Origin of the sequence: Rhizobium phaseoli, assembly GCF_003985125.1 — a bacterium.
GTDB classification, from domain to species: Bacteria; Pseudomonadota; Alphaproteobacteria; order Rhizobiales; family Rhizobiaceae; genus Rhizobium; species Rhizobium phaseoli.
On the sequence record NZ_ML133600.1, the window covers coordinates 1 to 24751 of the forward strand.

General features: G+C 63.2%; 24 protein-coding genes, 1 tRNA gene and 1 pseudogene. 16 read left to right on the top strand and 10 right to left on the bottom strand.

What is annotated here, in order from left to right; all coding sequences use genetic code 11:
* Positions 1-158: pseudogene (locus EFD56_RS33330) on the top strand (IS110 family transposase); the annotation flags it as partial.
* 654 nt (positions 159-812) lie between these two features.
* Here the strand turns inward: EFD56_RS33330 and EFD56_RS30195 are convergent.
* From EFD56_RS30195 to EFD56_RS30205, 3 genes are all read right to left on the bottom strand, one after another.
* The gene (locus EFD56_RS30195) at positions 813-4208 is read right to left on the bottom strand and encodes an acyl-[ACP]--phospholipid O-acyltransferase (RefSeq protein WP_126907015.1); all 3396 of its coding nucleotides are present in this window, start codon (positions 4206-4208) and stop codon (positions 813-815) included.
* 94 nt (positions 4209-4302) lie between these two features.
* Positions 4303-4584 (bottom strand): YiaA/YiaB family inner membrane protein, encoded by a 282-nt coding sequence (locus EFD56_RS30200; protein ID WP_126907016.1) that lies wholly within the window; start codon positions 4582-4584, stop codon positions 4303-4305.
* A gap of 43 nt (positions 4585-4627) precedes the next feature.
* Positions 4628-5314: a PspA/IM30 family protein gene (locus tag EFD56_RS30205; RefSeq protein ID WP_126907017.1), complete on the bottom strand. Its 687-nt coding sequence runs from the start codon at positions 5312-5314 to the stop codon at positions 4628-4630.
* Between the two features lie 111 nt (positions 5315-5425).
* Here EFD56_RS30205 and EFD56_RS30210 point away from each other — a divergent pair, with 111 nt between their 5' ends.
* From EFD56_RS30210 to EFD56_RS30220, 3 genes are all read left to right on the top strand, one after another.
* Entirely contained in the window at positions 5426-6043 is a 618-nt protein-coding gene (locus EFD56_RS30210) for a TetR/AcrR family transcriptional regulator (protein ID WP_126907018.1), read from the top strand.
* A 192-nt stretch (positions 6044-6235) separates the two neighbouring features.
* Positions 6236-6499 (top strand): hypothetical protein, encoded by a 264-nt coding sequence (locus tag EFD56_RS30215; RefSeq protein WP_012482989.1) that lies wholly within the window; start codon positions 6236-6238, stop codon positions 6497-6499.
* Positions 6500-6963: 464 nt separating this feature from the next.
* Positions 6964-7743: an SDR family NAD(P)-dependent oxidoreductase gene (locus EFD56_RS30220; RefSeq protein WP_126907019.1), complete on the top strand. Its 780-nt coding sequence runs from the start codon at positions 6964-6966 to the stop codon at positions 7741-7743.
* 34 nt (positions 7744-7777) lie between these two features.
* Here EFD56_RS30220 and EFD56_RS30225 read toward each other — a convergent pair whose 3' ends face one another.
* Positions 7778-8713 carry a restriction endonuclease gene (locus tag EFD56_RS30225; protein WP_126907020.1) on the bottom strand — a complete coding sequence of 312 codons (936 nt, stop codon included), beginning with the start codon at positions 8711-8713 and terminating at the stop codon, positions 7778-7780.
* Positions 8714-8953: 240 nt separating this feature from the next.
* Here EFD56_RS30225 and EFD56_RS30235 point away from each other — a divergent pair, with 240 nt between their 5' ends.
* On the top strand, positions 8954-9142 hold the full coding sequence (locus EFD56_RS30235; RefSeq protein WP_126907022.1) for a hypothetical protein: 189 nt from the start codon (positions 8954-8956) through the stop codon (positions 9140-9142).
* A 355-nt stretch (positions 9143-9497) separates the two neighbouring features.
* Here the strand turns inward: EFD56_RS30235 and EFD56_RS30245 are convergent, their stop codons facing one another.
* A complete protein-coding gene (locus EFD56_RS30245; protein ID WP_126907023.1) occupies positions 9498-10088 on the bottom strand; it encodes a hypothetical protein in 591 nt (196 codons plus the stop codon).
* A 282-nt stretch (positions 10089-10370) separates the two neighbouring features.
* Between EFD56_RS30245 and EFD56_RS30250 the strand changes: the two genes are divergently transcribed.
* A complete protein-coding gene (locus EFD56_RS30250) occupies positions 10371-10823 on the top strand; it encodes a hypothetical protein (protein ID WP_126907024.1) in 453 nt (150 codons plus the stop codon).
* Between the two features lie 35 nt (positions 10824-10858).
* Here the strand turns inward: EFD56_RS30250 and EFD56_RS30255 are convergent.
* Positions 10859-10932 (bottom strand) — tRNA-Gln (locus EFD56_RS30255).
* A 165-nt stretch (positions 10933-11097) separates the two neighbouring features.
* Between EFD56_RS30255 and EFD56_RS30260 the strand changes: the two genes are divergently transcribed.
* Genes EFD56_RS30260 through EFD56_RS30270 form a run of 3 tightly spaced genes read left to right on the top strand, consistent with a single transcriptional unit; the run spans position 11098 to position 14207 of the window.
* A complete protein-coding gene (locus EFD56_RS30260) occupies positions 11098-12006 on the top strand; it encodes an MBL fold metallo-hydrolase (RefSeq protein WP_126907039.1) in 909 nt (302 codons plus the stop codon).
* A gap of 21 nt (positions 12007-12027) precedes the next feature.
* Positions 12028-12477 (top strand): thiol-disulfide oxidoreductase DCC family protein, encoded by a 450-nt coding sequence (locus tag EFD56_RS30265; RefSeq protein WP_126907025.1) that lies wholly within the window; start codon positions 12028-12030, stop codon positions 12475-12477.
* Positions 12474-14207 carry a saccharopine dehydrogenase family protein gene (locus EFD56_RS30270; protein ID WP_126907026.1) on the top strand — a complete coding sequence of 578 codons (1734 nt, stop codon included), beginning with the start codon at positions 12474-12476 and terminating at the stop codon, positions 14205-14207. Before EFD56_RS30265 ends, EFD56_RS30270 begins: the two co-directional genes overlap by 4 nt.
* An 834-nt stretch (positions 14208-15041) precedes the next feature.
* On the opposite strand, the gene EFD56_RS30275 is transcribed toward EFD56_RS30270, so the two are convergent.
* Positions 15042-15947 carry a DUF1499 domain-containing protein gene (locus EFD56_RS30275; protein WP_126907027.1) on the bottom strand — a complete coding sequence of 302 codons (906 nt, stop codon included), beginning with the start codon at positions 15945-15947 and terminating at the stop codon, positions 15042-15044.
* 328 nt (positions 15948-16275) lie between these two features.
* Between EFD56_RS30275 and EFD56_RS30280 the strand changes: the two genes are divergently transcribed.
* The gene (locus EFD56_RS30280; protein WP_126907028.1) at positions 16276-16665 is read left to right on the top strand and encodes a hypothetical protein; all 390 of its coding nucleotides are present in this window, start codon (positions 16276-16278) and stop codon (positions 16663-16665) included.
* A gap of 29 nt (positions 16666-16694) precedes the next feature.
* Here the strand turns inward: EFD56_RS30280 and EFD56_RS30285 are convergent, their stop codons facing one another.
* On the bottom strand, positions 16695-16940 hold the full coding sequence (locus EFD56_RS30285) for a hypothetical protein (protein WP_126907040.1): 246 nt from the start codon (positions 16938-16940) through the stop codon (positions 16695-16697).
* A gap of 122 nt (positions 16941-17062) precedes the next feature.
* Here EFD56_RS30285 and EFD56_RS30290 point away from each other — a divergent pair, with 122 nt between their 5' ends.
* Positions 17063-17260: a hypothetical protein gene (locus EFD56_RS30290; RefSeq protein ID WP_029531594.1), complete on the top strand. Its 198-nt coding sequence runs from the start codon at positions 17063-17065 to the stop codon at positions 17258-17260.
* A 230-nt stretch (positions 17261-17490) separates the two neighbouring features.
* Positions 17491-17760 carry a hypothetical protein gene (locus tag EFD56_RS30295; RefSeq protein WP_164736883.1) on the top strand — a complete coding sequence of 90 codons (270 nt, stop codon included), beginning with the start codon at positions 17491-17493 and terminating at the stop codon, positions 17758-17760.
* Between the two features lie 65 nt (positions 17761-17825).
* On the opposite strand, the gene ppdK is transcribed toward EFD56_RS30295, so the two are convergent.
* Positions 17826-20510: a pyruvate, phosphate dikinase gene (ppdK, locus tag EFD56_RS30300; protein ID WP_126907030.1), complete on the bottom strand. Its 2685-nt coding sequence runs from the start codon at positions 20508-20510 to the stop codon at positions 17826-17828.
* Positions 20511-21187: 677 nt separating this feature from the next.
* Entirely contained in the window at positions 21188-21568 is a 381-nt protein-coding gene (locus tag EFD56_RS30305) for a winged helix-turn-helix transcriptional regulator (protein ID WP_126907031.1), read from the bottom strand.
* 153 nt (positions 21569-21721) lie between these two features.
* Between EFD56_RS30305 and EFD56_RS30310 the strand changes: the two genes are divergently transcribed.
* The 4 genes from EFD56_RS30310 to EFD56_RS30325 all read left to right on the top strand — a co-directional run bounded on the left by EFD56_RS30310 (position 21722) and on the right by EFD56_RS30325 (position 24435).
* Complete coding sequence (locus EFD56_RS30310; protein ID WP_126907032.1) at positions 21722-22138, top strand: DoxX family protein; 417 nt, start codon at positions 21722-21724, stop codon at positions 22136-22138.
* 2 nt (positions 22139-22140) lie between these two features.
* Complete coding sequence (locus tag EFD56_RS30315) at positions 22141-22884, top strand: SDR family NAD(P)-dependent oxidoreductase (protein ID WP_126907033.1); 744 nt, start codon at positions 22141-22143, stop codon at positions 22882-22884.
* 249 nt (positions 22885-23133) lie between these two features.
* A complete protein-coding gene (locus EFD56_RS30320; protein WP_164736884.1) occupies positions 23134-23667 on the top strand; it encodes an AAA family ATPase in 534 nt (177 codons plus the stop codon).
* Positions 23668-23784: 117 nt separating this feature from the next.
* Complete coding sequence (locus tag EFD56_RS30325) at positions 23785-24435, top strand: glutathione S-transferase family protein (protein ID WP_126907034.1); 651 nt, start codon at positions 23785-23787, stop codon at positions 24433-24435.
* The last annotated feature ends 316 nt before the right edge of the window (positions 24436-24751 follow it).

Here is a 24751-nt window from a genome sequence, read left to right on the forward strand (position 1 = left end):
GCAGCCCGACCATCAAGGCCTTTCACAAGCGGCTGCGCGACGCCGGCAAACCGCCCAAGGTCGCCATCGTCGCCGCCATGCGAAAGCTCATCATCATGATCAACACTATCCTCAAAAGACAAACGCCCTGGAACGAGCCGCAACAACACGGTTGCTGAGGCGCCCCGCAGGGGCCTCGAAGGACGAGGGCGGGTGGCAGGATTGCCACGGCATCGGCAAGGTGGCCAGCCCCCGTCCTTCGAGGCTCCGCCCTGCGGGCTGCGCGCCTCAGGATGAGGCTGGAGAGAGGGCGCGCCATAAAGCTGAAGAGAGGGCACGCCGGGCCGGCCCCCCTCTGTCCTGCCTGACATCTCCCCGACAAGGGACGAGATTGGCTGGAGGCGCCCCCCAACCTCCCTCATTCCTGTGTCCTCAGGGCTTTGCCCGAGGGATGTCACAGGAATCCAGTGCGCCCAAGTCCTTGGGCGCGGGAGACGCTCTTCAGGTCATATGAGTCATTCACCGCGCCGACGCGCGGTGGCTGGATTCCTATGACAAGCACAGGAATGAGGGAGGAGAGGGCAGCCCACACAACGATCAGCCCTCACCCAGGACGGCACGCACAACGATCAGCCCTCAGCCTGAGGTGCCCCGCAGGGGCCTCGAAGGGCGAGGGCGGGTGGCTGGATTGCCACGGCATCAGCAAGGTGGCCAGCCCCGTCCTTCGAGGCTCCGCCCTGCGGGCTGCGCGCCTCAGGATGAGGCTGGAGAGAGGGCGCGCCATAAAGCTGAAGAGAGGGCACGCCGGGCCGGCCCCCCTCTGTCCTGCCGGCCTACGCCGCCTCCCCCTTCTCAGCCACACTCTCCGCCAGCTTGCGTGCCGCAACGAAATCGACCTTGCCGGATCCCAGCACCGGCACCTTGCCGATGGTGACCTCGGCCGGCACCATCATGTCCATGGCGCCCTTCGATTTGGCGAAGGCGAGGAATTCGGCGCGGGTGGCGGTTTCGGCTTCGGTGAGCAGCACCAGGCGCTCGCCCTTCTTGGGGTCGGGGAGCGAGGAGACGACCGAGAGCGCGCCCGGCCAGAGTTCGGCAGCCAGCGTTTCGACGGCGGCGAGGGAGATCATTTCGCCGCCGATCTTGGCGAAGCGCTTGGCGCGGCCGCGGATCTTGACGAAGCCGTCCTCGTCGATGGTGACGATGTCGCCGGTGTCGTGCCAGCCGTCGGCGAGCGGCTCGAGCACGCCGGGCTTTTCGGCACGCAGATAGCCGGCCATGACATTGGCGCCGCGCACATGCAGCCTTCCGCCCTCATCGAGGCCGGGCACCGGTTCGAGCTTCCACTCCATACCCGGCAGGATTTTGCCGACCGTGCCGGAGCGGTTGTACATCGGCGTGTTGATGGAAATAACAGGCGCCGTCTCGGTGACGCCATAGCCTTCCAAGATGCGCAGGCCGAATTTTTCCATATAGGTGTGGCGGGTCGAGGCCTTCACCGGCTCGGCGCCGGAGAAGATATAGCGGATCGAGCGGAAATCATACGGATGCGCCGTCCTGGCATAACCGTTGAGGAAGGTATCGGTGCCGAAGATGATCGTGGCGTTGGAGACATAGATCAGCTCCGGCACGATGCGGTAATGCAGCGGCGACGGATAGAAATAGACCGGCACGCCCGAGATCAGCGGCAGCACGGTGCCGGCCGTCAGCCCGAAGGAATGGAAGACCGGCAGGATGTTGAACACCTTGTCGCCGCTGTGGAAATCGATACGGGCGGCGGCCTGGGCGGCGTTCGACAGGATGTTGCGGTGGGTCAGCACCACGCCCTTCGGCGTGCCCTCCGAGCCCGAGGTGAAGAGGATGACGGCCGGATCGTCCGGCCGGCGCTTCACCAGCGGCCGGCCCTTGCGCAGCAGCCCGCGGATCTTGTCGAGCGCGCCGATCTCGGCTCTCAGATCATCGAGCCAGACGATCGTCACCTGCTTTTGCAGTTCCTCGACGACAGGGCCGAGCTTGGCCTGGGCGACGAAGGCGCGCGAGGTCAGCACATGTTTCACCTCGGCAGCCCTGCAGGCGGAGAGGATATTGGCCGCACCCGCGGTGAAGTTCAGCATGGCCGGCACCTTGCCTGCGCTCACGACGCCGAGAATGGTGGCGGCGGCGCCATTGGCATTCGGCAGCATGACGCCGATATTTGCCTCCGGGAAGCGGGCGCGGAACTTGGCGCCGAGCACGGCGGCACCCGTCAGCAGCTTGCCATAGGTGAGGCTGCCGGTGACCGGATCCTCGACGGCGAGCTTTTTCATGCCGAATTCCTGGGCCGCCTGGATGACGCGACCGAGAACGGTCGACGAGGTATCGGCGGTCTGAAACAACAGGTTCGACATCACCTGATAGAGCGCGGCCCCGGCCGCCGTGCGGCGCTTGCGGCCCTTGAGCTCGGCCGGCACTTCGAGCTTTACCGGCTCGAGAATGGTGACCTTGACCTTGGGGAACAGCCGGCGGCGGATCTTGCCGTTATCGAGATAGGAGAGATAGCTCTTCTCCAGCCCGTCGATCTTGACCGGCACCACCATCGAGCCGGTTTTGTCCGCGACCATGGCGGCGCCGTCATAGACCTTCATCAGCGTTCCCGTCACCGTCAGCCGGCCCTCGGGGAAGATGCCGATCGGGCTGCCGTCCTGCACCACCTTGATCAGCGAACGGGTCGCCATCGGCTTGGTCGGGTCGAGCGGCAGGAATTTGCACATTTTGAGGAAGGGCCGCACCCACCAGGCCTGGGCGATCTTGTAATCGACGGCGAAGGTCGGCTCCTCCTCGGTGATGGCGAGCGCCAGGGCGCCATCGAGCAGGCTGACATGGTTGAGCGCAATGATCGGCGCGCGGCCGGCCTTCTTGATATTCTCCAGCCCCTCGACCTCGAGGCGCATGAAGGCGCGGAACAGGATCGAGATGAAATCGCGGAAGGGATTGGTCGGCAGCGTCTTCAGCATCAGCCAGGCGACGGCGAAATTGAGAATGCCGAGGCCGATCAGAATCTGCGGGATGGAGGCGCCGAGCGCCTGGATGACGGCGACGAGGCCGAGGCCGATGGTGATGAACAGCGCCGAGAGCACGTTGGCCGCACCGATGACACGGGCGCGGCGGTCCTCATGCGCCCAGGTCTGCAGCGCGGCGAAAGTGGGCACGGCGATGAAGGCGCCCGAAATCGCCATGCCGGCGAGATCGATGGCGACGCGGATGGTATTCTGACCGGCGAAGAAATCGAGGATCGTCGTCGCATGGGCAGCCGAGGCCAGGCCCCAGAGGTTCCAGGCGAGATCGAGGCTGAAGAGGCCGAGCAGCGCCGTGCCGACAGGGGCCGGCAGCAGCACGATGCGGCCCGACGACATCCAGGCGGCAATGCCGGAGCCGACGGCGACGGCAATGGCGAAGACGGTGAGATAGGCGGGAACGACCAGCTCGGAGCCGCCGAGCAGCTCGGTCACCATGGTCGGCAGGATCGACAGCACGAAGGCGCCGACCAGCCAGAACCAGCAGTTCATCAGCGCCGAACGCCACAGCCGCTTGTCCTCGCGGATTTCCCGGACGAGGGTGTAGCTGGAGCGGATGACATTGCGGTCGATCTCAAGATCCGGCGCCTTGGAGCCGGTGGGCGGGATCATCCGGCTCGCCAGCCAGCAGAGCAGCGACAGCCCCATCATCATCGAGCCGAACAGCAGCACATTGTCGCCGCTCGAAAAAGCCAAAGCGGCGATGATCGTGCCGGCGAGGATGGCGATGAAGGTGCCGCCCTCGATCCAGGCATTGGCCTTCGGCAGGTCGCGGCGCTCGAGATGATCGGGCAGGATGCCGTATTTGATCGGCCCGAACAGCGCCGAGATGACGCCGAAGCCGAAGAGCGCCGCCATCAGCACAAAGATGGAGGAGAAGGCGAGGCCGACGACGGCCAGTGCGGCAATGCCGATCTCGCAGCGTTTCAAGAGTTCGGCAACCTTCGCCTTGTCGTGTTTGTCGGCCAGCTCGCCGCCGAGCGCCGAAAGCAGCAGGAAGGGCACGATGAGGATGACGCCAGCAAGCGTCACCAGCGCGGCGCCTTCGCTGGCCGACATCTTGAAGAGAATGAGGAACACCAGCGTGTTCTTCAGAAAATTGTCGTTGAAGGCCGTGAGGAACTGGGTCCAGAACAGCGGCGCGAATTTTCTAGACGTCATCAGATTGTGTTGCACGGCGGGAGTCCTTCTTTAGGCTCGCAGAGAAGGCCACAGAGTTGTTACCCATTGGTTGAATGCGGCAACAACTCTGCGCTGTGGTTAAGGAAGATCAATCTTCATCGCAACGATTGAATTTGACGAGCAGTTTTTCCGTGCGGGCATCCTCGACCTTGCGGATCAGCTTCTCGGATTCGGCATTGTCGCGCAGCGTCTTGGTGATGTTCACCGTGGTCTGCACCAGCATCAATATGCCCATGGCGAGATAGCCTTTGCCCCACAGATCGAGCGGCATCATGTAAAGGCCGAGCACCAGCATGAAGGCGGCGGCGCCGAAGGAGATGTAGGAGAAGCTGACCCAGCTGGCGGAGTGTTTCTGGAAACTGTCGTTCATTGTCGTGACCCTTCAATTTTTAGGGGTGAATGGTTGGATGAGATCAGGCGGCCGGGGTGATGCGGCTCTTCAGCCGGGCAAGCACGTCATCGCCCGATGAGCTGAGCGGCGCGCCGCAGCCGGCATTGGCGAGCTTCTCGATGATGCCGGCCGGCCGGGTCGTGCTTTCCATGTCCTTCAGTGCGGCCGCCGTCAGCTCGTTCTGGCTCTGGCGCAGGCGCAGCCGCGCCAGCGTCTCCTCGGCCTCGTCGAGGGTGGCAAGGCCAGGGCCGGCGACGACGACATCGAGCTTCTGCGCCTGCTCGGTGGCGCGCGCCAGCCGCTCGCCGCGCTGCAGCTCCTGCAGCCGCGCCTCGGCCGAGCGCACGATTGCTTTCAGCTTGCCGATCGATGTCGTGAACTGGGCTTGCGCCGCCACCGAAGCATCACGCTCGGCTTCGAGAAAGGCGATCGCCTCGGCCGCCTCGCGGGCCAGGCCCTCATTGCCCTTATCGAGCGCCGCGCAGGCGCGGCTCTCCAAATCGGCGATACGGCTGAGGATCGTCTGATGCTGCGCCTTTTCCTGCTCGTTCTGGGCGATGGCGACGGCGACGCTGCGGCGCGCCGACTGGATCGCCTGAGCGGCATCGCGGATCTGCTGGGAAAGCAGCGGCACGGCGTGGCGATCGGCAAAGGCCTGCTCGGCATCATGCGCCCTGCCCCGCAAGAGAATAGAAATCAGTTTGAACATTTCTTGCCTCCGGTTTATGAACGTTGTTCACGAGTGCTGTTATGGCAGAATCATGAACGACGCTCAAGATAATTTTTGAACGTCGTTCAAAAAATCGAAGTGGAATGGTGAATGGCCGGCAGGCGAGAAGAAAAACGCGAGGATTTGAAGGCGCGGCTGATGGAGGCGGCGCGCGAGCGCATCGCCCGCGACGGGCTTGGTAATCTGCGCGCCCGCGACATCACCCAGGACGCCGGCTGCGCGCTGGGCGGCCTATACACCGCCTTTACCGACCTCGCCGAGCTCGTCATCCACGTCAACTCGTCGACGCTGAAGGCGCTGGAAGCCAGGCTGACGCTCCCCGAAGCCCGCGACAAAAGCCCGACCGATCGGCTGCGCAACCTCGCCCAGGGCTACCTCGCCTTCGCCGTCGAGCACCGCAACCTCTGGAAGGCGCTGTTCGACCACTTCCCCCCCGACACCAGCCCGACGCCGCAATGGCACCTCGACGAACACCTCTTCCTGATGGACGTAATCGCCGAACCGCTCGCCGAACTGCAGCCCGACATGCCGCCTGAAGACCGCGCCATCCGCGCCCGCACCCTCTTCGGCGCCGTCCACGGGGTGGTCAGCATCAGCCTGGAGGGACGCTTCGTGGGATTGCCGCTGGAAAGACTGGCGCGCGAGGTGGACGAGCTGGTGGTGACGATTGCGGCGGGAGCGGAGCGGCGAAGGGAAGCGGACGCGTGAGTGCGGCCGCGGTGAGTTTGGCGGAAACGCTCCCCCACCCTCCGTCGTCCTCGGGCTTGACCCGAGGATCCGTGCCCGGTGCCAATTAAGGTCAGCATGAATGGCTGACGACGATGCGCCCCGCCCATCCGGGTAATATCAATGCGATGAATCGCGGCGTAGTGTTCTCTTTGGCTTTGAGAGGAGGATGCTATGCCTACCATATTGGCCTATCACGACGTCAAAGACGTAAAACATTGGCTCACTTCACCGCGCCGCAAAGAGGTTTTCGAGCCCCTCGGCTGCACAAACATTCGTACGTTTGTCGATCCACAAGCGTCCAACCGGGTTGGCCTGGTCATGGACGTTCCCGACATGGGCCGCCTGGAGGAATTTATGAAGTCCAAGCAAGCGGCTGAAGCCATGGAGTATGACGGAGTATTGCCGGAGACCTTGGTGATTCTCACTCAATCCTAGAACAGGATGATTTTAGGCCCGGTCGGCTAAAATCTGAATCCTGTTCTAAATTAAAGAGTTAGAGCATGATGTCGCCCGAAAACCGCTCACACTTTTCGGCATCATGCTCTAGCGGGACATCAGCGGCCGCGTCGAGAAGGTCGGTTCTGGGTTTTGCGATCATGCCTCAGTATCGGTCAGATAATATTGATTGCCGGCACTGAGGCTGTGACACCACGGCTGCTGTCGGGCCGGCGGCGCGATTCACGCTGACCGGCGCAACCGGAAGTCGACGCCGGTGGCGCGACGCTGCCACGCACTCCCTTCGGCTGGTGGCATCTGCTAGCGAAATCCGCGGAAGCGCTTGGCCAGCGGGTGGGTTTTGCAGAAAGGCTTCCCCCACCCTCCGTCGCCCTCGGGCTTGACCCGAGGACCCACAGCCAAGCACTCTGCCCCCCACCACGCCGCCCGCGAAAGGAAACCCCATGAGCCGCATCTTCATCACCGGTTCCACCGATGGCCCCGGGCTTGCCGCCGCCCGCACCCTCATCAGCCAAGGCCATGACGTCGTCCTCCACGCCCGCTCCCGCGAGCGCGCCGCCGCCACCGCAGACACCTCAGCCGCCGCCCTCTGCCTCGTCATCGGCGATCTCGCCAGCGCCGCCGAGACGCGCTCCATCGCCGAACAGGTCAACGCCATCGGCCGCATGGACGCCGTCATCCACAATGCCGGCATCTACCTCGAGCGCAGCCGCGGCGAAACGCCCGAGGGCCACGCCAAGACGCTGGCGGTCAACCTGCTCGCTCCCTATCTCCTCACCGCCTGGATCACGCGGCCCCACCGCCTGATCTATCTCACGAGCGGCATGCACCGCAGCGGTGGCAGCACCCTTGACGATATCGACTGGAAGCGGCGGCCATGGAACGCCAGCCAGGCCTATTCGGAAAGCAAGCTCTACATCGCCACCCTCGCCGCCGCGCTGGCCCGCCACTGGCCGGATGTCTTCAGCAACGCCGTCGACCCCGGCTGGGTGCCGACCAAGATGGGCGGCGTCGGCGCGCCGGATGATCTTGAGATGGGGCATCTCACGCAGACGTGGCTGGCGACGAGCGATGATGGTGCCGCCAGGGTCAGCGGCGGGTATTGGTATCATCGGCAGCGGCGGGAGGCGGCCGACGAGGTGGGTGATGCCGGGTTTCAGGATGCGTTGGTGGGAAGGCTGGAGGATTTGACGGGGGTTCGGCTGTTTGAAGAGCGCCGGTGAGGTCAAGCCTGCTTACAAAAGGGCGAGGAAAGGCTCACTCTTCAATGAAGAAGTCCTCATCCAATCGCTTTACTTCCACCGTCCGGGCAACGCGGACACCGACGCCGTGTTCGATCATCAGGTCGGCGAGGCGATCACCGTCGATCAGTACGATGCGCTGAGGAAGATGGCGAACAAAGTCCATGGCTGGCGTACTGAAGCTGGATGTAGTGACGAAAACGCCCTTCAATGCGCCGAAGCCAACGAGACTGCCAACGAAGGCCTGTACCTCTGGCCGGCCGACCCCAATATGCGGCGCATAGCGCTTTGCCTGGACATAAATGCGGTCGAGGCCAAGGCGATCCTCATCAATCACACCGTCAATGCCACCATCACCAGTCTTGCCCAGACGGCGGGCCGCATCTTCATGGCTGCCACCATAGCCCATGGCCACAAGCAGGTCGACAATGGCGCGCTCAAAGAAGGTCGGGCTTTGGGCCAGGATGCGTTGCAGCAGATCGGTTTTCAACGCCTGATGCAAGACGGCCTGAGCGGCATCGATTTGCTCCTCCGGCGTCGCAGAAGTTGTTCCCTCGATCTTCGGTCCGACACCGGCAGGTGCTTCGTCCAAACTGACAGGGCCAGCATTGCTGGCTGCGTAGAACTCCATGAAGGCGGGATAAGCTTTGAGAGTTTCAACATTAATGGTGGCCGGATTGGTTTCGAGCAGTTTGCGCCCGGCCTCACTAGCCACAAAGCGCCCGCGCGCTGGAGTATCGATCAAACCCGCTTTGGACATGTACGACTTTGCCCAATGAATGCGATTGTGCAGCACGCGCTGCCGACCGCTCGGCAGCATTTCCTGCCGCTCCGCATCGGAAAGGCCAAGCTGATGGGCGATCTTATCGGCAGCCTCAGGCGCCCGGGTTTCGCCTTCTGCAGCTAGGCGGAGGACGGGGAGCATAGGTGACTGGTAATCAGGTATCGTCATAGCGCTTCAGTTTCGGACAGTTTTCTTGTTTCATCTCGTCGAAGATCGTGAGACGGAACCGACTTGCCCGCTTCGCTGCTTCGCTGTTACACATGCCACCCTACAAATTAGAATTGAAAAGACAATGGCTTCTGATCTCAAGACGATTTCAGAAAAACTTTGGTCCACCGCGGAAAAACTCCGGGCGAACTCTGGCATTCTGCCAGCTGAATATGCGAGGCCGGTGCGGTTCAGCGGCAGATGGCATCCGCTTTGAAGGTCGACCCGCGCGTTTGTGGACAAGTGCCGGATTACGTGGTCGATCAGATCCTGGCTGCCGGCACGGCCGAAAAATCGTTAGTCAGCTTTCCCGGCGCTAAAGTTAACGTCACATTCACAAGCGAGGCGACAGTCAACGGCATCCGGCTCCCCGACGAGGGTGATGTTTAAGGGATGGACTGGCCCGCTTCGACGTGCCTTTTCTCGCGTTACCATGACGAAGTTCTTCCCCTCAAAATATCGCGAAGCATCTTCGGCGCCAGCATCCCCGCTGCCCCGATTTCGCGGTTGCCTTCTTTGTTGCCGAATTTAGCAAGAAGGATTGGAAAGGAGCATCGATAGGTAAGGCAGTGGGTATTACAATGCAGAACGTGCTTCGCCACTCCATGACGACTATGACCAGATGCTTCTGGTCGGCGTGAATCGCTTGGAGGCGAGGCAAAGAGTGCAGCCAAAAATTAATGCGATAATTGCAGCCTGGAGAGATAACCCTAGAGCGCAAGCTCAGGACTCATTCGGAAGAGTTTCAACCCGATTTACCGACGCGATTACTCATCGCGAGAATCGTCTGAAACCGACCATGCCAATTATCGAGCTCCTGAGAGGCCAACTTGACGGCCATAGAATCTGGTTTCGACCCCGGCGCGTTCAAAAACACAATTTCATGCGTTGGATTTACTAGGTCGTTGGTGAAAATCTTGAGGGAAAGACGGTCGACCTTTTCAATCGACCTCTTAGAACCTGTCAGACCGCCCAGCAGCAGCCCGACTGGCCCGAGTAAGACAGCGCCGACAGCCGCGCCGGCAACTTGGCTACCACGATTTGTTCTGTGGACTGACGACCCATTACGCAGCACTTCGACGCCAACCAAATCACTGAAATTGAAGACCTTCGTGTTGTGCGGGCCATGGGATATGGCGAACTTGTTGTGTGTGGGGTCGAGTGCGAGGCCGGCGCTTCCGAACATACCTTTAAAAATTACGGTGGGTTGAAAATCTGGGATAGCCGCAAGTGCGTTTCCTTGCGCTTTCGCCTTCTCGCTATCGGCCCATGCCATCAATATACCTAAGCCAACGACTACAACAACTATTAGCCAGAACCAGCCCCAGAAACCCATAGCCCCCTCAGATATCTGAAAATAAGTCACCCTCTATTTGCATATCACTGGTTCAGGTTGCAGAGAAGAGTGACCCGTGATGTCACAGAAGCAAACCAGAGCTATTGCCCCGCTATCGCGCGCCTGATCTTCCATTTGCTTTGAAGTGGCGGTTAAAATCGTCATTGGTTCCTCCGCTTCGAATCTAATCGACGGACTCGCTCATTGACTTCACTGAGTCGTAAGGATTGGCGCGTTATTGCCTGCCATGCACGATAAGCGTGTAGGTTTTTGGAGGTGAATGTGACTTTAAAAAACAAGCAATTTTTAGGAACGGTAGTTTTCTCGGTGGTCGGCCTAATCTATTGCTGGTCGTTAATTGAGCTTCGTAGTACCGCCCTCGCTAGCGGTTTTTGGGTCCCGTATCGCGACACCCTCAGCCGTATTGCGTTCGCCGTTGGCGGCATCTTGTTGTCAGTTATACTCTACTGGCTTAGAACGAACTTCAGAATTGCCTATGGCCTTATAGAGATATTATTTGCGATCGCCGTAATCGCTAGCATTGCCTACTTTACACCGGCAAGCGCGCTTTTCGACGACTTTTCAATCAGGCCAGACCAGATAGGCGGTATCACCGCCCTATTCGGCGCGATTTACATCTTTGTACGCGGAATGGACAACATCGCGAATGGCCTCAACGGAAAATTGACCGCTGACCGTTTGTGGAATTCGATATTCAGATTCGATTGGCTATAGCTGGGAGCCTCAGTTAACTTCGGCAAAACATGATTTGGCTGGGGCGCCTGGATTCGAACCAGGGATGACGGTACCAAAAACCGTTGCCTTACCGCTTGGCGACGCCCCACCAGAGCTTTCGGCGCAAAGCGCCGGCTCAAATCGACGCCTGATTAGCAAAGCTCTCCGTCTGTCACAATGACTAAGTTGCGCCTCGCGCAGATTTATGCGCTGCAGAGTGCCAAGGGCCGTGCTAGGAATGGGCGACGTCATCGGCCGCGAGATCATCGCCTTCATGGAAAGCCCCGCATTCGACCTTGCTTTCGAGCCGGCCTATGGGCGCGCCGTGCCGGTGGTTTCAGGGGTCGAGCGGATCACGGCTGAGAATCCCGGGCCTTTCACCTTTTACGGCACCAACAGCTATATCGTCGGCGGCGCCTCGGTCGCGGTCATCGATCCCGGGCCGGAGGACGAGGCGCATTATCTGGCGCTGATGGCAGCGCTTGCCGGCCGCGAGGTGACGCATATCTTCGTCAGCCACACACATCGCGACCACTCGCCGCTCGCCCGCCGGCTGCAGGCGGCAACGGGGGCGGTGACGGTGGGCCAGGGGCCGCACCGGCCGGCACGGCCGCTCAGGGATGGCGAGATCAATCCCTTTTCCGAAAGTTCGGATCTCGCCTTCGTGCCGGATATCGCGATCGGTGACGGTCAGACCCTGTCCGGCGATGGCTGGGCGCTGACATCGGTGGCCACACCGGGGCACACGGCCAATCATGCCGCCTTCGCGCTCGAAGGCCGCGACTTTCTCTTCTCCGGCGATCATGTCATGGCCTGGTCGACCTCGATCGTCGCACCGCCGGATGGGTCGATGGCCGATTACATGGCCTCGCTCGAGCGGCTGATGGGGCGCCAGGACCGCCTGCTGCTGCCCGGCCATGGCGGGCCGGTGGCGCAGCCTGGCGCCTTCCTGCGGGGCCTGAAGGCGCACCGGCTGGGGCGCGAGCGGGCGATCCTTGCGCGCATCCGGGCGGGCGACCGCGCAATTGCCGAGATGGTGAAGGCGATCTATCGCGATACTGATCCGAAGCTGCATGGCGCGGCGGCGCTTTCCGTGCTCGCCCATATCGAGGATCTCGTCGAGCGCGGCGAGATCGCGGCGGATGGGCCGCCTTCTCTTGCCGCCACCTACCGGCTGTTGTAAGCGTGAGATGGGGAGATTACCATGGCGCGTGCCGCTTACAGCTATCGCGATGATGCCGATGTGCCGGATTTTGCCGATGACCAGCCGCTGATCGTTTTCGATGGCGAATGCGTCTTCTGCTCCGGCTGGGTGAAATTCGCGCTGAAGCACGACAGGCAGCGGCGATACCGCTTCCTCGCCGCCCAGTCGCCGCTCGGCGCCGCGCTCTACCGGCATTATGGGCTGAATGAGCGCGATTATGAAACCAATATCCTCATCGAGAATGGCCGCGCCTTCTTCAAGTCGGACGGCTCGATCCGCATGGTGGCCGGCCTCGGCTTTCCCTATTCGCTGGTCAAGCTCTTCCGGCTGCTGCCGCGCCGCCTTGCCGATACGCTTTATGAATTCATCGCCCGCAACCGGCTGAAGATCGCCGGCCGGCAGAGCTGCATGGTGCCGACGGCGGAGCAGCGCAGCCGTTTCATCGCATGAGCGGCGAGCGGCTCTCGCTGCTGATCATCGGCGGCTACGGCACCTTCGGCGGCCGGCTGGCGCGGCTGCTCGGCGATGAACCGCGGCTCAGGCTGTTGATCGGGGGGCGGTCGCTCGAAAAGGCCGATGATTTCGTGGCCGATCTCAGATCCCCGAAAGATGGATCCGAGGGCCTGGGAAGCAGCAATCTCGGGGCGACGCTGCAGGCAGTGCGCTTCGATCGCGACGGCGATCTCACCGAACAGCTGACGCGGCTGCGGCCGGATCTCGTCATCGATGCCTCCGGGCCGTTCCAGAGTTTTGGGGAAGACCCCTACAAGGTGGTGCGCGCCTGCATCGGGCTCGACATCGATTATGCCGATCTCGCCGACAGCACCGGCTTCGTTGCCGCCATCGGCGGGCTCGATGCCGAGGCGAGAGCGAAGGGGGTTTTTGCGCTCTCCGGCCTCAGCAGCCTGCCGGCGCTGTCCTTCGCGGCGCTCGATGTCATGGCGCCGCGGTTTTCCCGGATCGATGCGGTGGCGGCGGGCATTGCCCCTTCGGCGCATGTGAAGATCGGGCTTAATGTCGTGAGAGCGATCGCGAGTTATGCCGGCAAGCCGGTCTCGGTGCTGCGCCAGGGCCAGCCGGCGCTGGCGCCGGGACTGATCGAGGCGATGCGGGTGACGATCGCCCCGCCCGGCGTGACGCCGCTGAAGAGCCGGAATTTCCTGCTGGTCGATGCGCCGGATCTGGCGCTGCTGCCGGGCCGCTTTGCCGGCCTGCAATCGAGCTTCACCGGGGTCGGCACCGAGCCGCAGCTGCTGCAGCGGCTGCTCGGGCTTGCGGCGGGTCTCACGCGGCGGAAGCTGCTGCCGTCGCTGACGCCGTTTGCGCGGCTCATGCAGCGGGCGAGCCACGGCCTGGCGATCGGCGAGCACCGCGGCGGCATGTTCGTGCGCCTGAGCGGCCTCGATGCCGCCGGCAAGCCGCTTGCCTGCGGCTGGCACCTGATTGCCGAGGGGGATGACGGGCCGTTCATCCCGGTCACCGGCGTGGCGGCGCTGGTGCGCCGGCTGCTCGGCGGCGTCCGGCCGGAAAATGGCGCGCGGCCGGCGACGGGGGAATTGCAGCTGGAAGATTTCGAGGCGGAATTCCGGCGGTTCTCGATTGCATCGGGGATCCGGGTGGAAAGCGAGGGCGCCGGCCTGCCGCTTTACCACAGGGTTCTCGGCAGCGCCTTCGAGCGGCTGCCGGCGGCGATAGCAGCCATGCATGCGGGCGAGCCCGCCGGCAGCGCCCGCACCGCCTCCGGCCGGGCGCGGGTCGAGCGCGGCCGGGGGTGGCTGGCGAGGATCGTCGCCCGGCTGATCGGCTTTCCCCCGGCGGGCGAGGATGTGCCGGTCACGGTGCGCTTTGCCGCCGATGGCGAGAAGGAGATCTGGACGCGAGATTTCGGCGGCAAGCGCTTTCACAGCCAGCAGCTCGAGGGCAAGGGCCGCGACCGCCACCTGCTCACCGAAGTGTTCGGCCCGTTCCGGGTGCTGGTGGCCTTGGTGCCGGAGGGGGAGAGGCTGCGGCTGGTGGTGCGCGGCTGGCGATTTTGCGGGATTCCGCTGCCGCTGTTTCTGGCGCCGGGTGGGGAGACGTTCGAGGAGGCGCGTGAGGGGCGGTTCCATTTCCACGTCGAGATCGGCGGGCGGCTGACCGGGCTGGTGGTGCGCTATACGGGGTGGCTGGTGGTGGAGTGAGGGGCGGCGCGCCCTCTCCCCAGCCTTCGGCGCGCCCTCTCTCCAGCCTCGTGGCGACCTCTCTCCAGCCTCATCCTGAGGTGCGCAGCCCATAGGGCGAAGCCTCGAAGGACGGGGCTGGCCACCTTCGCAACGCCGTCGCAATCCAGCCACCCGCCCTCGCCCTTCGAGGCCCCTGCGGGGCACCTCAGGATGAGGGCTGATCGTTGTGCGTGCCGCCTGCCAACCTCTCTGCGGTGTGCCGTGGCCACCCGGGATGCCCTCTCTCCAGCGTCCTGGCATGCCATCTCTCCAGTCTCATGGCGCGCCCTCTCTCCAGCCTCATGGCACGCCCTCTCTCCAGCCTCATCCTGAGGTGCGTAGCCCAGAGGGCGAAGCCTCGAAGGACGGGGCTGGCCACCGCAGCCACCCGCCCTCGCCCTTCGAGGCCCCTGCGGGGCACCTCAGGATGAGGGCTGATCGTTGCGCCTGTCGCCCTGGATGCGGGCCGATCAGTGTGCGTGCCGACCTAGTTTGGGCTGATCGTTGTGCATGCCGCCCTCTCTCCAGCCTCATCCTGAGGTGCGTAGCCCGCAGGGCGACGCCTCGAAGGACGGGGCTGGGCACCGAAGCCACCCGCCCTCGTCCTTCGAGGCCCCTGCGGGGCACCTCAGGATGAGGGCTGATCGTGGTGCGTGGCGCCGTCTCGCCAGGCGGCTGATCGTTGAGTTTGCGGCGCCGTAATTGGGTTGAACCTGCCGCACCCTCTCCCGGCCCTTCGCTTTGGGCTCAGGGCGTTCGCAACTGCAATCGATTCACTGGATCGATTGCTGCCGCCTTTGGCGGCACCGCGGCTCACCCACCCGCAATCCCCAGCAACTCGGCATCGAGCGCCTTCAGACAATCGCCGGCGATCGCGGCGCTGAAGCCGAGGTCGTGTTGGCCGTAGCGGGAGGCGACGCGGATGTCGACGAAGGTGGTTTCGGCCTCTTCGCGGAGGCGAATGAGGATATCGAAGCGCAGGCCGAGGATCAGCGTGCGGTTGCTTGCCTGCAGCGTCACGCCGTTGGCGCCGCGGATCAGCTTGGCGACATCGTCGTCATAGGGGCGCGGCGTCGGCACCGGGATGATGCCGGGCGCATCGGCGACGGCCTCGTCGCCGGCGCCAGGTTTTGCCGGGCGGTCTTCCGGGTCGCGGTCCGGCTCTGATGTGCCGCTGCTCCTGACGATGGTAAAGCCGCTCTGCTTGGCAACCTTGCGCACCGCCTCCAGCACGCGGTCGAGCGCGCCCTCATACCGCCGGCCGGTCAGCTCGGGATAGGCGGCCAGCTGCTTTTCGCGATCCTCCGGTGTGACGAGATTGCGCTTCAGCCAGATCTGATCGGCTTTCGGGGTCGACAGCCAGTCGGGGGCGGAGACCGGATCGGTGGAGACGTCGTAGATATCGGGCAGCGTCATATAGCGCTCGGCGGCGAAGGCGCCGATGCCGAGCGGAAAGGCGGCGTAGATCAGCGCCGCGAGTGCCGCCAGCCCGCCTTCGGCGCCCGATGTCCAGAGGCTGCGCAGGCCGACGGCTGCCAACAGCGCGGCGAGCAGCGCAAAGCCGGCGGCAGCGATCAGGAGCAGCACGAGATAGGGGGTGGCGAGCCCGCCGAAGCGATGGGCGATGAGCACCGCCAGCGCCAGAACCAGCGAAAATGCCCCGAGCAGCCGCGAGACGCGGGCGGCGCTGGAAACGGGACGGTCGTAGCGGATGGCCATCAAACTTACCGGTTGCTCGTCAGCGCCGCGCCCTCGACCACGCAAATCGCCATATCCCTGTTTAGAGCATGATGCCGAAAAGTGTGAAGCGGTTTTCGGACGACACCATGCTCTATTTCTTTGATTCAGATCCTAGGCCAGCCCGGCCTGAAATCATCCGGATCTGGGCAGATTCGGCTGACTTGGAACTGTTGTCTCGGAATATCAGCTGAAATTCGCCCGAGATGGCCGAGGCTGGCGGGCCGGATTCATGAGCCCTTGCTGATATGTCAAAAACAGGTCATTCTGCCGCGGTTTCATCTCCGGTTTAAAGGCAAGGAGAGGCGGGATGATTTCACCCGAGATAGCAGCAAGGCCGCAGGCGTCTGCGCTTGGCGGAATCGATCACGGCGAACCGATGCTGCCGATGGAGCTCGTCGAGCTCGAACTTTCGCTCGAAGGGTATGCCGGCGGCGATGCCGGCTTCTGCGAGGTGGTGCGCCAGGCGGCGAACCGGGCGGGCGGCGAATTGCTGTTCGACCTGCCGGCCGCAGGCCTTGTCGCCGATTGCCGGCGCATCGCGGTGCTGCGCATTCCCGATGGCGGAAGCGAGATGCGCGTCGTGCTGGCGCTGCTCGATTATGCCGGCACCGAAATCCGCATGCAGGCGCCGGATGAGGAGACCGCCCATCTGGTGCGCTTCGCCGACGCCTTCGTCGCGCTGCTGGAGCGGATCTGAAGCCTGGGGCGTAATACCGAAACGATGACCTAGCGCCGCTCGGCGGCCGCTTCCGCCAGGCTGCGGAAGGGAAATTTGCGGCCGCATTCGCATTTGAGCATGAAGCTCTCCTGATGATTGGACGGGCGCTGCACGCCAAAACCGCGCGGCAGCTGGTCGACCTTGAAATCCGGGTGCTTGCGGGTGGGATCGTCGATCTCCGAGGCCTCGGCAAAGCCGGCATTGCCGCATTGCGGGCAGCTCAGTTTCTTCGAAAATCGATCGCGGATGGCCATGCTCGTCCTCATGCTTGAGGCTCTCCTCATACAGAGGATTGCCCTTGATGCCTAGCAAGGTGGGCGGCGAAAGTGGAACCATCTTCTGGCGGTGCCGTTCCTTTTTCGAAAAGGAGGCCATCATGCCGAACAGAGATCCAATCCCGACACCAACGACCGATACGCCGCGCGGGCCGACCCCAACACCCGGCATTCCCGATCGCATCCAGGAAAAACCGCCGCTGACGCCGGCCCAGGACCCCGGCGATACCAAGAACCCGCAAGATCCGCCGCTCGACCCGGCGCTGCTGCCGATCGGCGATCCGGCCGGGGCGGCGTGACGATGTGGGTTGTGCCGTATGGCTGCCCCTCACCCTAACCCTCTCCCCGTTCTGACGGGGAGAGGGGACGTGCCATTCGAGAGGTTGGTGGGGAACGGAGAGGTTGTGGCATATCCCCTTCTCCCCGCGCGCGGGGAGAAGGTGCCGGCAGGCGGATGAGGGGCACGCTCCCCCAACTTGACGCCCGCACCCGAATGGCATTTCCTCAGCGAAAAGCAAGGAATACCCCGATGCGCATCGCCTTCCTCATCACCCTTCTCGCCGCCGGCCTGTCCGCCTGCCAGACCATGACGCCGGAGGAGCGGCGGGCGGCGGATGAGCGGCAGTGCCTGAGCTACGGCTTCCGGCGCGGCACCGATGGTTTTGCCACCTGCCTGCAGCGCATCGATCTCGACCGGCGGGCCGAATCGCGGGCGCAGAGCGCCGAGCTGATGCAGAGCATGGCCTGGGATCTCAACGGGCCTTATGTCTACGGCCGTCACTGGCACCATCATCATTAATCCCGGGGCCCGAAGGGCTCCCGCGGGGGCCGGAAGAGCCCCCCCAGGCGCAAGCCTCGCTTTGGCTATTTCCCCGGCGCGCCCTTCAGATTTTCCGCTATGACCGCCTGTGCGGCCGCCAGTCTGGCGATCGGCACGCGAAACGGCGAGCAGGAGACATAGTCGAGGCCGATCGTCTCGCAGAAGCGGATCGAGGCCGGGTCGCCGCCATGTTCGCCGCAGATGCCGAGCTTCATGTCGTTGCGGGTGCGGCGGCCGCGTTCGGCGGCGATGCTGATCAATTCGCCGACACCGTCGAAATCGAGCGAGATGAACGGGTCGTGCTCGATGATGCCCTTGCGCTGATAGGTGGGGATGAAGGCCGAAGCGTCGTCGCGCGAGATGCCGAAGGTCGTCTGCGTCAGGTCGTTGGTGCCGAAGGAGAAGAATTCGGCGGCTTCGGCGATCACATGGGCGCGCAGCGCTGCGCGCGGCAGCTCGATCATCGTGCCGACGAGATAGTCGATCTTCATGCCGGCCTCGGCCATGACATCGCCGGCAATGGCGTCGATGCGCGCCTTGACGTAATCGAGCTCGGAGCGCAGGCCGACCAGCGGCACCATGATCTCGGGCACGACGGCCGCCCCGGTCTCATGGGCTGCGGCCACCGCCGCCTCGAAGATGGCGCGGGCCTGCATTTCGACAATCTCGGGATAGGAGATCGCCAGCCGGCAGCCGCGATGGCCGAGCATCGGGTTGAACTCGTGCAGCGCGTCGACACGCTGGCGAAGCGCGATCGCCTCCATGCCCATGGCAAAGGCGACCTCGGCCACCTCGTCATCGGTCTTCGGCAGGAATTCGTGCAGCGGCGGGTCGAGCAGGCGGATCGTCACCGGCAGGCCGTGCATGACGGTGAACAGGCCGGTGAAATCCGAGCGCTGCATCGGCAAGAGCTTGTCGAGCGCCAGCCGCCTGCCCTTCTCGTCCTCGGCCAGAATCATCTCGCGCATGACATGGATGCGCTCGCCCTCGAAGAACATGTGCTCGGTGCGGCACAGGCCGATGCCCTCGGCGCCGAAGGAGCGGGCGGCCATCGCATCGGCCGGCGTATCGGCATTGGTGCGCACCGTCATGCGGCGCACGCGGTCGGCCCAGCCCATGATGCGGCCGAAATCGCCCGATAGTTCCGGCTGGATCATCGGCACCTCGCCCTTCAGCACCTGGCCGGCCGAGCCGTCGATGGTGATGATATCGCCCTTCTTCAATGTAACGCCGACGCCGAGCAGCCGCTCGTTGCGTTGATCGATGCGCATGGTGCCGGCGCCGACGACGCAGGGCGTGCCCATGCCGCGGGCGACGACCGCCGCATGGCTGGTCATGCCGCCGCGCGTCGTCAGGATGCCCTCGGCGGCATGCATGCCGTGAATATCTTCCGGGCTGGTTTCGACCCGCAGCAGGATCACCTTGCGGCCTTCGGCCTCGGCCTCGACCGCCTCTTCGGCGGTAAAGACGATGGCGCCGGTCGCCGCCCCCGGCGAGGCCGGCAGGCCGGTGCCGATCACCTGGCGGGTGACGCGCGGATCGATCGTCGGATGCAGGAGCTGGTCGAGGCTGGAGGGCTCGATGCGCAGCACCGCCTCCTCCTCGCTGATCACGCCCTCATCGACCATGTCGACGGCGATCTTCATCGCCGCTCGGGTCGAGCGTTTGCCGGCGCGGGTCTGCAGCATCCACAGCTTGCCGCGCTCGATGGTGAACTCGATATCCTGCATGTCGCGGTAATGGACTTCGAGTTCGGAACAGATGCGGCTGAGCTCGTGGAAGGCCTCCGGCATCAGCTTTTCCATCGACGGCTTGTCGGAGCCGGAGGAAATCCGCCCCTCCTCGGTGATGCTCTGCGGCGTGCGGATGCCGGCAACGACATCCTCGCCCTGCGCATTGACGAGGAATTCGCCGTAAAGCGCCTTCTCTCCAGTCGAGGGGTTGCGGGTGAAGGCAACGCCGGTCGCCGAGGAATTGCCGAGATTGCCGAAGACCATGGCCTGGATGTTGACGGCCGTGCCCCAGCCTTCGGGAATATTGTGGAGCTGGCGGTAGGTGACGGCGCGCGCGCTCTTCCAGCTGGAAAAGACGGCGCCGACCGCGCCCCAGAGCTGGACCTCAGGATCCTGCGGGAAGTGCTGCTCCAATTCCTCCTCGATCAGCCTTTTGTAGAGAAAGACGATGTGCTGCCATTCGGTGGCGCTGATTTCGGTATCGAATTCATGGCCGAGCTTGGCCTTCTCGTCTTCGAGGATCTCCTCGAAGGCGTCGTTGCCGAGGCCCATGACGACATCGGCATACATCTGGATGAATCGGCGGTAGCTGTCCCAAGCAAAACGCGCGTCGCCGGCATCATGGCCGAGCGCCTGCACCGTCTCGTCGTTGAGGCCGAGATTGAGCACGGTGTCCATCATGCCCGGCATGGAGACGCGGGCGCCGGAGCGCACCGAGAGCAGCAGCGGCTGGCTGCCGGAGCCGAAATGGCGGCCAGTGATTGCCTCGATCGCCGCTATGCCGGCGCGAATCTCGGCCTTCAGCCCGTCCTCGATATGGCCGCCATTTTTGTAATAGGTGTCGCAGGCGCCGCTGACGATCGTCAGCCCCGGCGGAACCGGAAGGCCCAGGCTGCACATTTCCGCGAGATTGGCGCCCTTGCCGCCGAGAATTTCGTGATCGCGCGCGCCGCCCTCAGCCTGACCGTCGCCGAACCTGTAGACCCACTTGGTCATCTTCCCCCCAACACCACGGAAGGATCAGCGTGATCCCTCGGACTGCCGACTGCCTGCCTCTCCTTCGGCGTCATTCCAGCCCTTGTCCCGGGCATGATGAAGAGAAGTTGGCCGGCATTGCCAGCAGCCTCGATGATTAGCTTAATGCCTTGGAGTTGAAATGAAAATCGACAAATGCGGCAAAAATGCTGCGCCGCACAATAATTTTCGAGGGAACGGGCGGCCAAGCCTATGAACCTCGCCTGAGGTAAGACGGCATAAAAAAAGCTTTGCGGGGCTGCAACATTGCCCCGCAAAGCCTTGTTTCCGTCCGGCCAGGAAAACCGGACGGGGGGTCCCTCAACCCGGAACGGTTCATGGAACCGCTCCGATCTTTGTTTTCCGCAATGGCTGGAAGACGCTTGCGCCTCCCCCTCCTTGCTCAAACTCCCTCCGGGTGCTTGCCCTCTACCCGGAAAGCGCATCGTAAATTCGATATCCGCAACCCTGAGAAACCGCTTTTTACCAGCAAAGCAATCAGGTTGCGTTGAAACAACTTCTAATGCAAGTCAGCGAAAAGAGCATCACCCAAATGGGGTACGGGCGGCAAGACAGCCGACCTTTTTTGGTGTTTATCGCCGGATGCGCGAAAAATGCGCGCCTTTTTGTTGAAAGTGAGGGTTTGGGAGGCCCCAGGTTCACCGCGACGTCGCCTTACGGCCACGGCCGCCCGGCTTGGCCGGAACGCTTTTTCCGTACTCGTTCCACCATGCGATGAGCGCTTCCATCGTCGGGCCGAGCGCACGCGCCTTCGGCGTGATTTCATATTCGACGCGTGGCGGCACCTCTGCAAATACGGTGCGCACGACCAGCCCATCCGCCTCCAGCTCGCGCAGTTGCGCGGTCAGCATATGTTGCGTGATACCGGGAATAGCCTTCCGCAACTCCCCGAAGCGGTAGACGCGCTCATAGAGCAGCCACATGATTTCCAACTTCCACTTGCCCGAGAGCAGCGCAAACGCGCGGCGCAGATCCTCGTGCATGTTGGTCTCAACCTCAGCCATAGTCAGTTTTTCCATACTAATATCAACTAATTCATCCTACTTGTGCATAACGATATAAGGCTTCATTTTCGATGCGTACAGCAGGGCGCAAGACAAATGCGCCCTGAGAAGCAACAAAAATCGTCGAATGGAGAGAGGTTGCCGCGTCACCGGCGACCATGAAAACTCATGGCCGAAATTTACATTTACTGGATCAGCACGGCGCTTCTAAGCCTGCTCTATCTGATATCCGCCGCCACCTACGTCGTCAAAAGAAGTTGGGTTCGGCAGACAATCCTCGGGTTCGGATACCCCGATTACCTCGTCCCGATCCTCATCGTCGTCAAGCTCCTCGCCGTCGCCGTTCTGCTGTCGCGCGTCAGCGTCGGGCTGAGCGACCTCGCCTATGCCGGCATGCTCTACCATCTGCTGCTGTCGGCTCTTGCGCATGTCGGCGTGCGCAAACCCGCAGCCGCCCTGCCCGCGTTGCTCGGGCTTACCCTGCTCGGCGCTTCCTTCCTGACGCAGAACGCCGCGCGCCAAACCCTGTCGCCCTACGTCCATGCCTGGGCGACACACCAGATAACCCTTGCCGATTGGAGATGAACATGAACCGACTTGATGGAAAGGTAGCAATCGTCGCCGGCGCCGGGCGTGGCATCGGCCGGGCCACGGCAAAGCTGTTGGCAAAGGAGGGCGCCAAAGTCGCGGTCCTGTCGCTGACGCCCGGCAATGTGAATAACGTCGTGGCGGACATTCAGGCAGCCGGCGGCACCGCGCTCGGTGTCGTCTGCGACGTCAGCGACGCGGAGCAGATCAAGGCAGCGGTGGACAAGACCGTTTCGACCTTCGGCAACGTCGACATCCTTGTCAACGGCGCCTTCGATCCCGCTGCGGTGCAATCCTCCATCGTCGATCTCTCGGTGGAGCAGTTGCAGCGCAACCTCGACATGGGACCGATCGCCTATCTCAGGATGATGCAGGCCTGCTATCCGCATCTCAAGGCGAGCGGCGCTGGCCGCGTCATCAATTTCGCCTCGCTCGCGGGTGTCCTCGGAATGCCGGCCTACGGCCCCTATAATCTGGCGAAGGAGGCGGTGCGGGCGCTGACCCGGTCGGCCGCGCGCGAATGGGGCGTCGACAAAATCACCGTGAACAATGTCCTGCCGGTGGCAGACACCTGGGGCGCAGGCCCGGACACGCCGCCGGCGACCAATGCGCTCGGACGCCACGGCTCCCCTGAGGACGACGTGGCGCCGGTCGTGCTCTTCCTTGCAAGCCGGGATGGGCAATTCATCACCGGCTCGAGCCTCACGCCCGATGGCGGCCAGATCATCGACAGCGCTCGATGAGAAGCCGAAGCCGCCGACAGACGCTGCTCGACGATGTGCAGGACACGCCGGCGCCCCGGACGACAAAGTGACCGCTAAAAGCGTTCGCCTGCCGCCGGCGCTCCCACCACCCTCCGTCATCCCAGGCCTTCGAGCTTGGGATCCACGCCACCTGACAAGGCGCTATCGGATCTTGGCGACGCCGGGCGTTTCGTAGCGGCGGCAGCCGTGTTAGACAATCGTGCCGGTATGCTTGAAAACGGAGCGGAAATGGGCGTCAGAAACTATCTGATTGAAGGCGTTTCCGGCGCCGGCAAGACGGCGGTGGCCGAAGAGCTGCAGCGGCGCGGTTACCATGTCGTCCATGGTGACCGGGAGCTTGCCTATCGCGGCGATCCGACGACCGGGGAACCGGTGGACGAGCCTGCCGAGGAGAGCGGAACGGACCGCAGCGCATGGGTGCACGCGCATCACCTCTGGGATGTCGAGAAGGTCAGAACCATGATCGTCGATCGGCGCAGCCTCATCTCCTTCTTCTGCGGCGGCTCTCGCAATCTTCCCCGCTTCGTCGATTGGTTCGACGCAGTCTTCGAGCTCGATGTCGATCTCGACACGCTGAAGCGGCGGCTTGCCGCAAGGCCCGAAGACGAATTCGGCGGACGACCGGCCGAACGGGCGTTGATCATGCGATTGCATGCGACGAAAGAAGACGTTCCGAAGCAGGCGCTGCGCATCGACGCCACGGCGCCGCTCGCCGTCATCGTCGACGAGATCCTCGCGAAATGCGGTGAGGCGGAAGGCTGACGCGCGGCGGCGGCAGGGCTTCGCCCTCTGCGAAGCGCCGGCGAGGGTATCGCGAATAGCGATGTCGGAATCGTGGCTGGCCGGACGTCTTCAAGACAGACAGCGATGGAGGAAAAGATGACGATTACCATTACCGCCTTTGAACGCTCGCCCGATCGTGGCCGCGGCCTGGCGCGCGACATGCGGGTGCGCTGGGCGCTCGAGGAAGTGGGCGAGCCTTACGAAGTCCGCCTGCTCTCCTTCAAGGCGATGAAGGAGCCGGCGCATCTGGCGCTTCAGCCCTTCGGCCAGATCCCGACCTACGAGGAAGGCGATCTCACACTTTTCGAGTCGGGCGCGATCATCTTCCATATCGCCGAGCATCACGCCGGCCTGTTGCCCGACGATGCCAATGCCCGGGCGCGGGCGATTGCATGGATGTTTGCGGCGCTCAACACGGTCGAGCCGCCGATCGTCGATCACAGCCTCACCAGGATCCTCGAGCGCGACCAGCCCTGGTACGAGCAGCGCCTGCGCGCGCTTGAGGAAAGCATCCGCAAGCGGCTCGACAGCCTGTCGGCCCGCCTCGGCGATGCCGAATGGCTCGACGGCGCCTTCAGCGCCGGCGACCTGCTGATGGTCTCGGTGCTGCTGCGGCTACGATCCTCGAATATCCTCGATGAATATCTGAACCTTGCCGCCTATGTCGCCCGCGCCGAGGCGCGCCCAGCCTACCAACGCGCCTTCGCCGCGCAGCTGGCGGTCTTCCAGGCCGCATCGGGTGGGTGATCAAGGTCAGGCAGGGTCGGTGAAGGAGTTGCACTGCAGAGAAATGGAGGCCGAGTTCTTGCTCGTGGATCCCAGGGTCAAGCCTGGGATGACGGAGAGTGTGGTTGGCTTTATTGCCAGACGCACCGCCGATGCAGCTTGCTCCGCAACTGCTGCCGTAGCTTCATCGCGCCCGGCGCGGCCAGACCTCCCCTCGGTGATCCCAAGGCTTGGCTGCACAGTCGCCAAATAGTGCCATGCCCGTAAAAGGCGTGCGAGCAGATTCATTCTATTTTCAATTTTCGCGCGGAGATTGCGGTCCAAAGCTTTTATCTGT